The following is a 15,915-nucleotide window of genomic DNA, read 5'->3' on the forward strand; positions in this document are numbered from 1 at the left end:
AAATCCCTTATATAAAACAAGTAAAAAAGAGCCTCACTATTAGCAGCAAGGCTCTTTTCTCTCTTCAATATGCTAGCCTTTTGAATAAAAACTAGTAATAAACTTCATATTACTACTCCTTATCCATTAGCAAGTAAGTAATCCATTTATTTTCAAAACGAATCTTATCTTATTCTACAGAGAAGATGAAAGAATACACTGGTTGGTTTCCAGCATGCACTTCTACTTCTGCATCTTCAAATTTCTCTTCTACAAATTCAACTAACTCCGCTACTTCTTCGTCAGTTGCATCTTCACCTTGTAGAATCGTTACGATTTCAGAATCTTCATCAATAAGCGCTTCTAGTAATTGCTTCGCAGCTCCTACTTTTTCAGCATTTGTAGATACAATTTTTCCATCTGCAATACACATGAAGTCATCTTTTTGAATTGCTACACCATCAATTTCCGTATCACGTACAGCATACGTAATTTGACCTGTTTTCACATGAGATAAAGCTTCTTGCATGTTTTCTTCATTCTCTTCTAACGTTCCAACTGGGTTAAATGCTAACATTGCTGCCATACCTTGAGGAACTGTTTTCGAACGAACAACAATAACTTCTTGATCTACAACTGATGCCGCTTGTTCTGCTGCCATTACAATATTTCCGTTATTCGGTAAAATAATGATTTTTTCAGCATTTGCTTCTTCAATTGCCTTCACGATATCCTCCGTACTTGGATTCATCGTTTGACCACCTTCGATAACTTTCGTTGCGCCGATGCTCTCAAATAAAGTTTTAATACCAGACCCCATTGCCACAGTTACGATACCATATGGTTGTTTTTCTTTCGATTGAGCTGGTTGTTCAGGAACCATAGCAGGTTCATCTAATAAAGCAGTATGCTGTTCACGCATATTTTCTACTTTAATCTTAATTAAACTACCGTATTTTTGCCCGTAGTTCATAGCGTCTCCAGGATGTTCTGCGTGGATATGAACTTTTACAATTTCATCATCAGACACAACTAGTAGAGAATCACCATATACACTAATATCTTCACGGAATTTTTGTTCAGAGAAATTATGCTCTTTCACCTTTTCAGCCTCTAATTTCACCATGAACTCCGTACAATATCCATACTTAATATCTTCTGTACTCAATTGGCTTTGTACACTACGGTGATGTTCTGCGCGTACCATCTCATTCATAGATGTTTGCGTCGGTGCATCAGAAGAAATCGTTTCTCCTTTTAAGTCAGCTAAAAATCCTTCGTATACCACTACAAGACCTTTACCACCGCTATCTACAACGCCAACTTGTTTTAATACAGGTAATAAATCTGGCGTACGATTTAACGATGCGTTTGCTTCTTTCACAACGTCTTCCATAAACAAAACAAAGTCGCGCTGTTTTTTCGCAACTGTTACTGCATATTTACCCGTTTCTCTTGCAACCGTTAAAATCGTTCCTTCAATCGGTTTCATAACCGCTTTATAAGCCGCCTCTACTCCAGCTTCTAGTGCTGCAGCAAAATCAACTGTTGTTAATTCTTCTTTTTGTTCAATGGATTTAGAGAAACCACGGAACAACTGAGATAGAATAACTCCAGAGTTACCACGAGCTCCCATTAATAATCCTTTGGCTAAACTTACGCCGACTTTACCAGCATGCTGTGAAGGATTTGCTTTCACTTCACGCGCACCTGAAGTCATAGATAAGTTCATGTTTGTACCGGTATCGCCATCTGGAACTGGAAATACGTTTAATGCATCAACAAGCTGAACATTATTTGTTAAATTATTCGCTCCTTGCATGATCATTTGTGATAAACGTTTTCCATCAATTTTTTGAATTGACACAGATTTTCCTCCTTAATGCACATTACAAGTTTATTACTTTAACTCCTTGTACGTAGATGTTTACAGAATCTACTGCTAGTCCTACAGTTTGATCTAGTGTATATTTCACTTTCGTCTGCACATTATGTGCCACTTCTGAAATTTTCGTACCATAGCTCACAATAATATACATATCAATATGTACTTCATCTTCATCTTTACGAACAATAACACCTCTAGTGAAGTTTTCTTTTCGTAAAATGTCTGTTAATCCATCTTTTAACTGATTTTTTGATGCCATACCTACGATACCGTAGCAATCTACCGCGGCACCTCCAGCAATTGTTGCAATTACATCTGTACTAATATCAATTTGACCGTACTTCGTTTTAATTTCAATTGACATCTCGTTTCCCCCTTCATAAATGGTGAAAGTGAGCTAGACTACTTTAGTTACTATCATATAATCTTTTTAAAGAAAATTCCATCGTTCTTTCTTTTCACTCTCATATTTTATGTTTTAAATTACACTTTTTTATGATGAGCAAAATAGTCCATTGTTATTATACAACATGTACCACTATAATATGTCAAGCAATTTTTATGGATTTTAACTTTTCTTCATTGACATATAGTGTCAAGTAAATTTTCTTGATTTCTTTTTTCTACGGTGTTGCATTCTCTTTTTAGTTGTGTTAAATTATAGTAGTGTTTTTAGCATCGCATAAAAGACTAACATTGAAAAATTACGTATGGTAAGGTATCAAGGGAGGGAAATATAAATGGCTCGTGTTTGTGCTATTACTGGAAGAAAAGCTCGTTCTGGTAACTCTCGTTCTCACGCAATGAACGCTACAAAACGTAAGTGGGGCGCTAACCTTCAAAAAGTTCGCGTACGCATCGACGGAAAAGTTCAACGTGTTTACGTTTCTGCTAGAGCATTAAAATCTGGCAAAATCGAACGTGTTTAATAATAAAAAAAAGAGCCGATAGGCTCTTTTTTTACTATAACAATGGAAAAAGCACCGGTGATAGGTGCTTTTTTAATCTTTTTTGAAGGTATTTAACATTGCACGAACAATTCCACCAAGAAATTTAGGTAACTTAATTGTATAAAATCTCATGGTTTCCCTCCTAATCCCCATTACTCCACTTGGTCACTATATGATGTAAGGAGCAAAATTGTTTCTTCAATCAGTGCTTCTTATCAACATTAATATGCCAGAAGTAAATGAAAAAGTACCTTTTTCCTCAACGAGTTCGTTACTAATACAAAGTGTTGATCCCCACTCTATTGTTTTATTAGTAAGAGGGTACTTAAAACCAAACAATGTAATCCCTTCCACTATTTCAGTAACTGGTACAAAAGATACATAAGGAAAATTTTTATTTTCTTCAATTATATGTGTACCCACTTTTTTAACTGTTATTTCATTTTTATTGTCCACAATACACATTTCTATCTCTACTTCTAACCCTTTTAAAAGCATTTGTATATTTGCCAAACCGTGATCAAGTCTTCCACCGGTAGCACCAAAAATACGAATTAGTGCCGGCTTCTTTCCTAATGCCCAGTTGATTGCAATTTCTAAATCCGTTTGATCTTTTTCCCGCGGAACAATATGTAATTCGTTCGTTTGCTGTCCCATCCATACTAATTCTTCTTCAGTAACTGAATCGTAATCTCCAAACGCAACAGCCGGGGTAATCCCTTTCTTTAATAGACGGTATACTCCCCTATCAACCGCAGCCCACACTACTTCCTCATTCTCATATCGAGCAAAATCTGCGCAATATTCCGAAGGTCCTCCTGCCAAAATATGAATAATCATTTTTTCTTCCCCTTCCATTGTAAAAAGGCAATCTGCCATTCGGTAGATTGCCTTTTTACATATTTTTACCCTATCCTATGAATACCTTACTAGGATAAAAGTTCATCACTACCCACGAATTACGCGAATTGCTCCACCGCGGTCTTTTTGATTGTATACTGCTGATCCAGCTACAAGTACATTTGCTCCTGCTTCCACACAAAGTCTTGCTGTTTCAGCATTTACACCACCATCAACTTCAATTTCTACTTCTAGATTGCGCTCTTTCACCATGTCTGCAACTTGTTTAATTTTCGGTAATACAGAATGGATAAACTTCTGTCCACCAAATCCAGGGTTTACTGTCATAAGTAATACCATATCTATATCTTCTAATACATGCTCAATCACTGAAACTGGCGTATGTGGATTTAATACAACGCCCGCTTTAATACCGTGAGATTTAATTAACTGAATTGTACGATGCAGATGTGGACACGCCTCTGCGTGAACAGTAATAATATCCGCTCCCGCTTGTGCGAAAGTCGGGATATAGTTATCAGGATTTTCAATCATTAAATGTACATCTAATGGTAATGATGTAATTGGACGGATAGCTTCTACAATTAATGGTCCAATCGTAATATTTGGTACGAAATGTCCATCCATTACGTCAACGTGAATGTAATCCGCTCCGCCCTTTTCTACATCTTTAATCTCTTCCCCTAATTTTGAAAAATCTGCTGATAAAATCGATGGTGCAATTTTAATCATAACTAATACCTCGGCTTTCTCTCTCTAATTTCTTCTACGAATTGTTTATAGTTCTTATAGCGATATTCTGTAATCTTCCCTTCTTCAACCGCAGCTTTCACAGCACATTTCGGTTCAGAAAGATGTGTACACCCTCTAAATTTACAGTATTGGCTCGCTTCTTTCAACTCTGGAAAACAATATGTAAGATCTTCTACTTCTATATCAATGAAATCTAGTGAACTAAAACCCGGTGTATCTGCTACTAGTCCACTCCCAATTGCAATTAATTCTACGTGTCTTGTCGTATGCTTCCCGCGTCCTAAATGGGAGGAAATATCATTTGTTTTCAGCTCTAATTCTGGACGTAGCACATTAAGCATTGAAGATTTCCCAACACCAGATTGACCCGCAACAACAGAAACACAATTTTCTAAGTATGGTTTTAATATATCAATACTTTCTGACGTATTAATAGAAGTAAATAAAACATCATAACCCATCTCACGATAATCATTCGCATAAGCTTCAACAGTTGCTTTCATCTTTTCATCTACTAAATCCATCTTGCTAATACAAATAATTGGCTTAATGTTATGATATTCAATCAGCACTAAAAATCGATCTAACAGTCCAGGATTAAAATCTGGTTCTACTGCAGAGAACACAAGGATCGCTTGATCGACATTAGCAATAGGAGGTCTAACAAGTTCATTTTTTCGATCAAACACTTCAAGCACATAACCTTCAGTTGGATTATCTGCCTGAAAAACAACTTGGTCTCCTACAAGTGGTGTAATTTTATTTTTTCTAAATACACCTCGCCCACGACATTGCGTAACCCCTTCTTCATGCTGCACGTAATAAAACCCACTTAAAGCTTTTATAATTTTTCCTTCTGGCATAGAATTCTCCTTTTTTTGTATAAGGTGATGCTGAATTTAAAAATGAATGGATTTAAATTTTCCAAATAACGATTTCAAAACCTACCATATATACTTTCGCTAATATACATTAAATCTTCCATTAAATGCAAAAAAATATTTACAGCTGCATCACTTTACTAGCTTTTTGAATCATATATTTTTGCCTGCTATACCGTCCACTTTGTAGACAGCATAACAGGCAATAATAATAAGTAGACTTTCACTATTATTGAGTTGGATATGGTACTTCTTTATCAATAATCGTTACTCCATCTCGTACAATTTTATAGTGTCCCTTTGAACCTTCTTGAATTACAAATTCTAAAGAAATAGTCGCTGATTCAGTAATTGTTCTCGTTTCAACCGGTCTATCCATTTTTTGCTGCATGTCTTCTTTATAAATTTCTATTGTTTGCGGCTTTTTTTCACCTGTTACAGCAGGCTCATATGGGATAGAGATATTGTCCACTTTTACCGTTTTAGTCACTTTAGGCTTTTGACCATCAGAGATAATAATAGTTACTTTATCTCCCTCTTTTAATGGTGTACCTGGTTTTGGAAATTGCGAAATTACAAGTCCTTTTTCGACTGAATCTGAGTACTCTCGTTTTATATCTGACGTTAGTTTTCTCTCATTCAAATAACCAGTTACACTATTTTCAGTCCACCCCGAAAAGTCACCTGGTCTAATTTGATAAGGACCTTTACTTACCCAGATTTTCAGTTCTTGCTCCGCTTCTATAACCATTTGATCAGGCGTCGGAATTTGCTCTACAATTTCACCTTTCGGCTTATCATTTTCAATATAATTTACTGTAACTTGTTTATATTTTTCTTCTAACTCAGCTTTTACACTCTCAAAGTTTTGCCCTGTGAAATTCGCCATCTTACTTTTCTTTTTTCCACCTGATTGATAGATAGTAATTTTAGCGTTTTCTTTTACGACTCTTCCTGCTACAGGTTCCGTTTTTATTACATCCCCAACTTCAACATCATCTGTATATACAATATTAGGCTCCGTCACCTCAAAGCCCTTTTCTACTAACGTATTTACAGCTGTCGTGTATTTCATACCAGCCACATCAGGCACTTTCACATCTTTCGGAATAAATAATCCTGGAATAACCGTAAGCGCTAATGTTATTCCTATTGCTAAAAATAAAAATGTTGAAATTAAAACTTTAAGCCACTTGTTACTCCGTTTTTTCTTCTTATCTAACTCAGCTGCTTCTGCTCTTATCGGTTCTTCCACCTTACTCCCTTTTAAAACAATCGTTTCATCACTTACATTTTCAAATAATTGTTCTTGTTGAATAATCGGAATCGCTTTCGTCGCTTCCATATCTTCTGGTATGTAAAATGGTTGCTCATTTATCCTCTCTGGATATAGCGCAGTTTCAATATCTCGCTTCATCGCATTGGCAGATTGATATCGATGGAAAGGATCTTTTGCAGTTGCCTTTAATATAATATTTTCAACACTTTGCGGAATATTTTCATTCCATCTTTTTGGTGATGGGATTTCACTTTGTAAATGTTTTAAAGCTATAGCAACAGCAGATTCGCCAGAAAACGGTTGTCTTCCTGTTAACAATTCAAACATAACTATTCCAAGAGAATAAATATCCGATTGTTTATTTGCTATCCCGCCACGTGCCTGTTCTGGTGATAAATAATGGACTGAACCCAGTACTGAATTTGTATGTGTAATTGTTGTTGCACTTGTAGCTGTCGCAATTCCAAAATCTGTTACTTTTATTATTCCATCAGCTCGAATTAAAATATTGTGCGGCTTTATATCACGATGCACAATTTCAAAATGATGGGCGTGTGCCATGGCGGATGTTAACTGCTCCATAATATCAAGAGCTTCTCCTATAGGTAACATACCTCGCTCAATTATGTATTGCTTCAATGTTTGCCCGGGTACATATTCCATGACAAGATAATATATACCATCTTCTTCTCCGACATCATACATATTCACAATATTTGGATGCGACAACGTTGTAACAGACTGCGCTTCTCGATGGAAACGTTTAATAAACTCTTCGTTATTTGAGTAGTCGAGTCTTAATATTTTTACCGCTACATCTCGGCCAAGTATATCATCATGAGCTAAATATACATTGGCCATTCCGCCACCACCAATCATTTTCAGTAGCTTATAACGGTCATTTAAGCGTTTTCCAATCAGCACGTTGCACTTCACCTACTTTCGTTTGTCGAACCCGCATAATCAATAAGAACAAGTGTGATATTATCTTCTCCACCGCGATCATTCGCCAATTGAATGAGACGCTGCCCTTTACCTTCAAGCTGTTCATTTAACTGTAAAATTTGTTGCATATCATCAATAGAAACTTTGTTTGATAACCCATCAGAGCAAAGAAGTAATTGATCATCTTCCTCAAGCACCAACGTTTTAACATCTAATCCAACTTTTTCTTCTGTTCCTAGCGCTCTTAATAACACATTCTTTTTCGGATGATACTCTGCATCTTCCTTTGAAATTTCACCATGTCTCACAAGCTCATTTACAAGCGAATGATCTTCCGTTACAAGCGTCATTTCTCCTTCTGATACCATATAGCAACGACTATCTCCTATATGCCCTATCGTCACAAAACTTGTTGTACAAACAGCTATTATAAGCGTTGTTCCCATACCATTACATTCTACATTTTGCTGAGCGTATTCATATATACGCTCATTAATAATCCCAACACTAGTATGTAACCATTGTTCTACTTTTTTCGGTTCATTCATATTATGCGTTTGCTTCCAATAATCATGGAATAATTGAATGGCCATCGAGCTAGCTACATCACCAGCTCGATGACCTCCCATTCCATCTGCTACTACCGCTAAAACATTTCCATCTAAATTGTGAAAAACTCCTGCACTATCTTCATTATGTTGACGAACTTTTCCTTTATCCGATAGAAATACGGCTTTCATCTCGTCACCTCGTCTCTTCTTTGCGCTCCTTCGCACGCAACTGACCGCAGGCTGCGTCAATATCATGACCTTGTTCACGGCGAATCGTTACATTCACTCCACGATCTTTTAACGTTTTCTCGAACAAGAAAATTTGCTCACGTGGTGTACGTACATAATCACGTTCAGGTACGTAGTTTACCGGGATTAAGTTTACATGACATTTTACACCTTTTAAGAGCGCAGCAAGCTCTTCAGCGTGCTCAACTTGGTCATTTTCTCCTCCAAATAATCCATATTCAAAAGTAATACGGCGCCCTGTTCTATTTACATAGTATTTAATAGCTTCCATTAAATCCGGTAATTTATAAGCACGGTTAATCGGCATTAATTTTGAACGTAATTCTGAGTTTGGAGCATGCAATGAAATCGCAAAATTAATTTGTAGTTCTTCTTCAGCAAACTTATAAATTTTCGGGATAATTCCACTCGTCGAAACAGTCATATGTCTAGCACCAATATGAAGTCCTTTTTCATGGTTAGTGATGCGTAAGAATCCCATTAAATTATCGTAATTATCAAATGGTTCTCCAATTCCCATAACAACAAGAGAACTTACACGTTCTTCTGTTTCATCAAGCGCACGCTGAACTTCTACTACTTGCGCTACGATTTCTCCAGCTTCTAGGTTTCGTTTTAGTCCACCAAGCGTCGAAGCACAGAACGTACATCCAATACGACAACCAACTTGCGTTGTTACACAAATGGAATTTCCATATTCATGTCGCATTAATACCGTTTCAATAGAATACCCGTCATATAATTGGAATAAGAATTTAATCGTTCCATCCGAAGACGTTTGTTTTACTAACGTGTTTAAAGTAGTAATATCAAAGGAATTCGACAATTTATCACGCAATCCTTTAGAAAGGTTTGACATATCCTCATAATTTTTTACACGTTTTTTATATAGCCAGTCAAAAATTTGTCCAGCGCGGAACTTCGGTTCTCCTTGTTCCTTTAACCAATCTTGCATTTCATGAATTTGTAAAGAGTAAATTGATGGTTTCTTCGTTTCTACATTTTTCTTTTGTTTTCTTACAGTCGTTTCCATGATGCTACACCTTCTTCCTTAAACAAGCAATATAAAAGCCATCCGTTGCAAAATAATGCGGTAAAATTTGTACTTGACCTTCATTAATATACGGACTTAATTTTTCTGGCATACGTTCTTTTATCGTAGTATCCCATTCAAATTCAGGATGTTCTTTTAAAAATTTATCTATTACTTGTTCATTTTCTATTTTCTCAATTGTGCACGTACTATAAACAAGACGACCGCCTTGTTTTAATAACGGTGCTATTTTTTCTAGTATCGCAAGTTGAATCGTCGATAATCTTTCACTATCGCCTTTATCTTTTCCTAACTTAATATCAGGCTTACGTCTAATTACACCAAATCCAGAACACGGTGCATCTACCAATATTTTATCAAACGTTTCATTTGAAAAGTGCTCTTGCACTTTTCTAGCATCTAGCGCTTTTGTTTCGACATTTTCTAACCCAAGTCGCTCTGCTTGCTGTTTAATTAAACGTACTTTGTGTGCATGTAAATCAAGAGACATTACTTTACCAGTTCCCTTTAAACGCTCAGCTATATGCGTAGTTTTACCACCAGGAGCCGCACAACTATCAAGAACTGTCTCTCCCTCATTTGGTTCTAAAGCGCGTGCTACAAGCATAGAACTTTCATCTTGAATAGAAAGAAATCCTTTTTTAAACGCTTCTGTATGCGCTACATTTCCTCTTTCAATCTGAATTGCATCATCTGACAAGTCACCACGTTTTGCTTCTATACCTTCACTTGCCAACAACTCAATCGCTTCTTCTACCGTTACCTTATCAACATTCACACGCGCTGTAGGTACAGGAGGTAACATATTTACTTCGCACATTTTCTCTGCAGTTTCTAAGCCATATGCAGAAGTCCACTCTTGTACAAGCCAAACTGGATGACTCATCGCAATTGCAAGCCGTTCTACTGGATCCTTGATTTCATCTACAGAAGGTACACCTTCTCTCTGAATCGAACGTAATACACCGTTCACCATACCAGCAATTCCTTTATGCCCGCGACGCTTTGCAATCTCAACCGCTTCATGAATAGCCGCTCTTTCTGGCACTCGGTCTAAATAAATCATTTGATATAAAGATAAGCGAAGCAATACTCTTACCCACGCCTCAACCTTCTTTTTTAAAAAAGGCTGTAAATAATAATCTAATGTGTCACGACGTTGAATCGTTCCATATACAATTTCAGTTAATAAACCAATATCTTTTCTATCAATTGCACTTTTTTCAATTAAATTATTTAAAAGTAAGTTGCTATATGCACCACTTTTTTCCACTTGAATTAAACCATCAAGAGCTAATTCACGAACATTTTGTCTCATGCATTTTCTCCTAACTTCGTTCCAATTTCAGGTTTTGTTCCACGTAAAAATTGTGAACAACTCATACGCTTTTTACCAGAAGGTTGCAATTCAGTAATTTTAACACCTGTTTCATTACTAGTTGCTACTACAAAACCATCTTCTTCGATCGCAACAATCGTACCTGCTTCAGCCGGTTCAGTTACAGGCACTTTTTCTCCCCACCATACTTTAACAACTTGTCCTGCTAAAGTTGTATAAGCAACTGGCCATGGATTCAATCCGCGAATGTGATTGTATACTTCTTCACCTGTTTTTGTCCAATCAATTTTCTCTTGCTCACGTTTTATATTGTACGCAAACGTTACTTCTTCTTCGTTTTGTTTAATCGGTTCTAACTTACCTTGAATTAATAAAGGTACTGTTTTAGATAGAAGATGTGCTCCTGCTTCACTTAATTTATCAAATAATGAGCCTGTCGTTTCACGCTCTTCAATTTCCACTTCCACTTGCGTTAAGATATCACCAGCATCCAATTTTTCTACCATATACATAATTGTAATACCTGTTTTTTCTTTACCTTCCATAATTGCATAATGAATTGGTGCACCACCACGAAGTTCAGGAAGTAAAGAAGCGTGGACATTAATACATCCATACTTCGGTGCTTCTAAAATTTCATTTGGTACAATCTGACCAAATGCAGCTGTTACAATTAAATCTGGCTCTAATGCCAATACTTTTTCATATTCATCTTTTTCACGAATTTTTAACGGCTGTAACACAGGGATACCATGTTTTTCCGCTTCAACTTTAACAGGTGTAGGTGTTAATACTTTTTTTCTACCTACTGGACGATCAGGTTGCGTCACAACACCTACTACCTCATAGCCATCTTCAATAAGACGACGAAGCACCGGCACTGAAAAGTCCGGTGTTCCCATAAACACTACTTTTATCATTTAAAAACCGCTCCTTTTAACACCTATTCTAGTTCGTTTTCTTCATAATATCTTGTCACTTTCGATGTAAATAAAACACCGTGTAAATGATCGATTTCATGTTGAATTGCACGCGCTAAAAATCCTTCCGCTTCTAATAAAAATACTTTCCCACGGCGATTTTGTGCTCTTACTTTAATATAATCCGCACGTTCTACTTCACCATAAAGTCCCGGGAAGCTTAAACATCCTTCGGGACCTACTTGTTCACCACGTTTTTCTAATATTGATGGATTGATTAACTCGATTTTCCCAGTATCATCATCGACATCAACAACCGCTACTTGCAAGCTTACACCTACTTGAGGCGCAGCTAAACCGACTCCGTCCGCAATTAACATTGTTTCATGCATATCTTTCAACAATTTCACTAACTTTTTATCAAAGTTAATTACTCTTTCGCATGGTGTTTCTAACACTTCATTTGGATGCTTTACTATTTCTAAAACTGCCATATTTCCCTCCGCTACATTAACATTGTTGGATTAAAATCAATTGAGATTTGTAGCTCTTTTTGCATTTCTGCTTGATAATGTTCATTTACCATTTTGAGCACGTTCTTTAAGTTTGGTTCCCGTTTGTATTTTATCATGCATTGATAACGATATCTATCTTTTATCCTTGGAATTGCTGAAGCAACTGGTCCTAACACCATTGTTTGCTGCGAGCAATGCGTTCGTAAATACGAGGCAATTTTTTCCGTCACTTGTACCGCTTTTAATAATTCAGGATGAGATACGGTTACGAGTACAACATAGTAATATGGAGGATATTGTCTTGTTCGTCTCATTTGCATTTCTTGGTCAAAAAACACATCATATTGTTGGTTCTTCGCTAACTCTATACTGTAATGTTCTGGCGTATACGTTTGAATCACAACTTCCCCTGGCAATTCATGTCTACCCGCTCGTCCACTTACTTGCGTCAATAACTGATATGTCTTTTCACTTGCACGAAAATCAGGTAAGTGAAGCATCGTATCTGCAGTTAAAACCCCAACAAGCGTTACTTTCGGAAAATCTAATCCTTTAGCAATCATTTGTGTTCCAAGTAATATATCTGCTTTTTCTTCCCCAAACGCCTTTAATAATTTTTCATGCATTCCTTTTCGACTTGTCGTATCTACATCCATTCGAATGACTCGCGCCTCTGGAAATAGTTTTGTAATTTCTTCTTCTACCTTTTGTGTACCTGTACCAAAGAAACGAATGTATGTACTTTGACAAGCTGGACACTCAGTTGGCATATTTTCTTCGTAACTACAATAATGACATTTTAAACGATGATTCATTTTATGATATGTCAATGAAATATCACAATGCGGACATTGTACAACATACCCACAATCACGGCACATAACAAATGTAGAATGACCTCTTCTATTTAAGAAGAGTACCATCTGTTCTTTCTTTTCTAATCGATCTGCTATTTTTTCATGCAGCGCCTTAGAAAACATTGATCGATTCCCGTCACGAAGTTCTTCTCGCATGTCAACAATCTCTACCGTTGGTAAAGCTTGTTCATTCATACGTTTTTCCATTGTTAGTAGTTCATAAACACCTTTTTTCGCCCTTGCAAACGATTCAAGTGTTGGTGTCGCACTACCAAGAACGATAGGACATTTATGGTATTGCCCTCTCCAGACAGCCACATCTCTTGCATGATACCTTGGATTATCTTCTTGTTTGTAACTTGATTCATGCTCTTCATCAATAATAATAATCCCTAAATTCTCAAAAGGCGCAAAAACGGCTGAACGCGCACCAACTACAACTTTCACTTCTTTTCTTAAAATCTTACGCCACTCGTCATACTTTTCTCCAACAGACAACGCACTATGAAGAACTGCAACTTGCGAGCCAAACCTACCTTTAAAACGATCCACCATTTGGGGTGTTAGTGCAATTTCAGGAACAAGAACGATAGCTTCTTTTCCTTTCTCGAGCACTGCTGCTATAGATTGTAAATATACTTCTGTCTTTCCACTTCCTGTAACACCATATAGTAAAAATGGATTATAAGTTTCATTTGTAATTGATGATAAAATCGGTGTAATAACTTGTTTTTGTTCCTCCGTAAGTGGCAATGGTTTCGTTTGTTCAAAACCATCATCGTCATACGGATTTCGGTATACTTCCACATACTTTTCTGAAATGAATCCCTTTTTAACAAGTGCTTTTATTGGAGCATCTGTTATTTGTAACTCTTCTGTAATTACTTTCAACGGTACACTTTTATAATTTTCCACAAAATAATAGAGTACATCTTGTTGTTTTTTACTTTTCAGTTCAAATGCCGCTAATTCTAATTTATCTTCTGGCAACTCCGGCTGAACAACTCTTTGCTTCTTCTTTTGTACTTTATCTTTCACTTGATAAACGACTTCAACCGTACCATTTTTAATTTCTTGTTGAATAGTCCGGTATAAATGTGGCTGTTGCTCGATTACTTCAAAATCAATTGCTTCTTTATCCTGAAATAAATATAGTATTTTAGGTGCTATTTCTTCCTGTTTACAAAGTTGTAGACGTTTTTTATACGTTGCTTTTATCGCAGTTGGAAGCATCACTTGAAAAGCTGAAATCATGTAGCATAACGTTTCACTTGTAAGCCAATATCCAAGTTTTAATAATTCATCATTTAAAACCGGTGTTACATCTAATATTTCATGGATCGTCTTTAACTTCTTACTTTCTACATCCACCGAATCTTTAATCCCAATAATAAAACCTTGCAATTTTCTTGGCCCAAACGGAACTACTACCCGCATTCCTGTCTGTACAATATCTTCCCATTTTTTAGGTATAATGTAATCAAATGGTCGATCTGTCTGACGGGCAGGTACATCAACAATTACACTTGCAAATTTCATAAACGATCATCTTCTAACATCATTTCAATTTGCTTTAATATTTCACGAGCTACCTCTTTTTTCATTAAAAGTGGCAACTCAATAACTTTTCCATCTTTTCTATACATCGTTACAATATTCGTATCCGTGCCAAATCCAGCTCCTTGCGCTTTTACATCATTCGCGACAATCATATCTGCATTTTTCTCACGTAGTTTTTTCGTTGCATATTCCTCTACATTTGTCGTTTCAGCAGCAAAACCGATAAGTAACTGTTTATCCTTTTTCTGACCTAACGTTTTTAAAATATCCACCGTTCTTTCGAGTTCAATGACAGCATCACCATTTTGCTTTTTCATTTTATTATCATGAACATATTTCGGACGATAATCTGCAACTGCTGCTGTTTTAATGACAACGTCTACGTTTTGATAATGTTGAAGAACTGCTTCTAACATATCTTGTGCAGATTCCACTTGCACTGTCGTTACATGTAACGGTGGATTTAATGCTGTCGGTCCTGAAACGAGTATAACATCAGCGCCTAAATTCGCCGCCACTTCTGCAATCGCATACCCCATTTTTCCAGAAGAAAAATTCGTCATAAAACGAACTGGATCAACTTTTTCACGTGTTGGGCCAGCAGTTATTAATATTCTTTTTCCCTGCAATGGTTTGTGTTCTGAGAAAGCTTCCTCTAACCGTGCGATAATCGCTTCAGGTTCTTCTAGTCGTCCCTTTGCTACATATCCACATGCTAAAAAGCCTTCCCCAGGCTCAATAAACGTATATCCTAGCGTTTTCAATGTCATCATATTTTTTTGAACAATTTTATTTTCATACATATGCACATTCATAGCAGGCGCAATCCATACCGGAGCTGCAGTAGCTAACAAAGTAGTTGTAATCATATCATCTGCAATACCACCAGCTAACTTTCCAATACAATTGGCAGTAGCAGGTGCGACAAGTACAACATCCGCCCAATCTGCTAAATCAATATGAGCAATAACAGCCGAGTCTTTCTCATCAAATGTATCCGTATATACATCATGGCGAGAAAGTGCTTGGAATGTAAGAGGCGTAACAAACTTCATTGCCGACTCACTCATCATTACTTTTACAATCGCGCCAGATTGTGTCAATTTACTCGTTAACGCAGCTGCTTTAAAAACCGCAATGCCTCCTGTTACACATAGAAGTATCTTTTTCCCTTTTAGCATATGACTCGTCCTCTTTCTTTTTCAAACTTATAATACTGAAATAGAATTCCCAGCTCGTCAGTACCAATATTTCATTCCTTTCGTAAAAAAATAACAACCTACTTGTAAATAGGTTGTTACCGTTACATAGAAAATTATAAAGTCTATGTTTTA

General features: G+C 36.6%; 15 protein-coding genes. 1 reads left to right on the top strand and 14 read right to left on the bottom strand.

Going from position 1 to position 15,915, the window contains the following annotated elements; translation table 11 throughout:
- Positions 1–169: 169 nt before the first annotated feature.
- A complete protein-coding gene (locus tag CN409_RS14140) occupies positions 170–1,846 on the bottom strand; it encodes a DAK2 domain-containing protein (RefSeq protein ID WP_000027131.1) in 1,677 nt (558 codons plus the stop codon).
- 22 nt (positions 1,847–1,868) lie between these two features.
- Complete coding sequence (locus tag CN409_RS14145; protein ID WP_000021109.1) at positions 1,869–2,231, bottom strand: Asp23/Gls24 family envelope stress response protein; 363 nt, start codon at positions 2,229–2,231, stop codon at positions 1,869–1,871.
- A gap of 376 nt (positions 2,232–2,607) precedes the next feature.
- Here CN409_RS14145 and rpmB point away from each other — a divergent pair, with 376 nt between their 5' ends.
- Positions 2,608–2,796, top strand: a complete 189-nt coding sequence (rpmB, locus tag CN409_RS14150) for a 50S ribosomal protein L28 (protein ID WP_000124776.1) — start codon at positions 2,608–2,610, stop codon at positions 2,794–2,796.
- 72 nt (positions 2,797–2,868) lie between these two features.
- On the opposite strand, the gene spoVM is transcribed toward rpmB, so the two are convergent.
- The 12 genes from spoVM to coaBC all read right to left on the bottom strand — a co-directional run bounded on the left by spoVM (position 2,869) and on the right by coaBC (position 15,762).
- Positions 2,869–2,949: a stage V sporulation protein SpoVM gene (spoVM, locus tag CN409_RS14155; protein WP_001213599.1), complete on the bottom strand. Its 81-nt coding sequence runs from the start codon at positions 2,947–2,949 to the stop codon at positions 2,869–2,871.
- Between the two features lie 66 nt (positions 2,950–3,015).
- A complete protein-coding gene (locus tag CN409_RS14160) occupies positions 3,016–3,696 on the bottom strand; it encodes a thiamine diphosphokinase (protein ID WP_140161781.1) in 681 nt (226 codons plus the stop codon).
- Positions 3,697–3,765: 69 nt separating this feature from the next.
- Positions 3,766–4,410, bottom strand: a complete 645-nt coding sequence (gene rpe, locus CN409_RS14165) for a ribulose-phosphate 3-epimerase (RefSeq protein ID WP_097981360.1) — start codon at positions 4,408–4,410, stop codon at positions 3,766–3,768.
- A 2-nt stretch (positions 4,411–4,412) separates the two neighbouring features.
- On the bottom strand, positions 4,413–5,294 hold the full coding sequence (gene rsgA, locus CN409_RS14170) for a ribosome small subunit-dependent GTPase A (protein ID WP_001113932.1): 882 nt from the start codon (positions 5,292–5,294) through the stop codon (positions 4,413–4,415).
- A 247-nt stretch (positions 5,295–5,541) separates the two neighbouring features.
- Entirely contained in the window at positions 5,542–7,515 is a 1,974-nt protein-coding gene (gene pknB / locus CN409_RS14175; protein ID WP_000904750.1) for a Stk1 family PASTA domain-containing Ser/Thr kinase, read from the bottom strand.
- Positions 7,516–7,523: 8 nt separating this feature from the next.
- The gene (locus CN409_RS14180; protein WP_000648709.1) at positions 7,524–8,276 is read right to left on the bottom strand and encodes a Stp1/IreP family PP2C-type Ser/Thr phosphatase; all 753 of its coding nucleotides are present in this window, start codon (positions 8,274–8,276) and stop codon (positions 7,524–7,526) included.
- 4 nt (positions 8,277–8,280) lie between these two features.
- Positions 8,281–9,369, bottom strand: a complete 1,089-nt coding sequence (gene rlmN / locus CN409_RS14185; RefSeq protein ID WP_000450548.1) for a dual-specificity RNA methyltransferase RlmN — start codon at positions 9,367–9,369, stop codon at positions 8,281–8,283.
- A gap of 4 nt (positions 9,370–9,373) precedes the next feature.
- Entirely contained in the window at positions 9,374–10,708 is a 1,335-nt protein-coding gene (gene rsmB, locus CN409_RS14190) for a 16S rRNA (cytosine(967)-C(5))-methyltransferase RsmB (RefSeq protein WP_001249661.1), read from the bottom strand.
- Complete coding sequence (fmt, locus tag CN409_RS14195; protein WP_000598805.1) at positions 10,705–11,649, bottom strand: methionyl-tRNA formyltransferase; 945 nt, start codon at positions 11,647–11,649, stop codon at positions 10,705–10,707. Before fmt ends, rsmB begins: the two co-directional genes overlap by 4 nt.
- Positions 11,650–11,672: 23 nt before the next feature.
- Positions 11,673–12,143 (bottom strand): peptide deformylase, encoded by a 471-nt coding sequence (gene def, locus CN409_RS14200; RefSeq protein ID WP_000279470.1) that lies wholly within the window; start codon positions 12,141–12,143, stop codon positions 11,673–11,675.
- Positions 12,144–12,154: 11 nt separating this feature from the next.
- Positions 12,155–14,560 carry a primosomal protein N' gene (gene priA / locus CN409_RS14205; protein ID WP_044782951.1) on the bottom strand — a complete coding sequence of 802 codons (2,406 nt, stop codon included), beginning with the start codon at positions 14,558–14,560 and terminating at the stop codon, positions 12,155–12,157.
- On the bottom strand, positions 14,557–15,762 hold the full coding sequence (gene coaBC / locus CN409_RS14210; RefSeq protein WP_000911744.1) for a bifunctional phosphopantothenoylcysteine decarboxylase/phosphopantothenate--cysteine ligase CoaBC: 1,206 nt from the start codon (positions 15,760–15,762) through the stop codon (positions 14,557–14,559). The genes priA and coaBC overlap by 4 nt, the downstream gene beginning before the upstream one ends.
- Between the last annotated feature and the right edge of the window lie 153 nt (positions 15,763–15,915).

It is taken from the genome of Bacillus sp. AFS012607, assembly GCF_002558005.1.
GTDB classification, from domain to species: domain Bacteria; phylum Bacillota; class Bacilli; order Bacillales; family Bacillaceae_G; genus Bacillus_A; species Bacillus_A thuringiensis_S.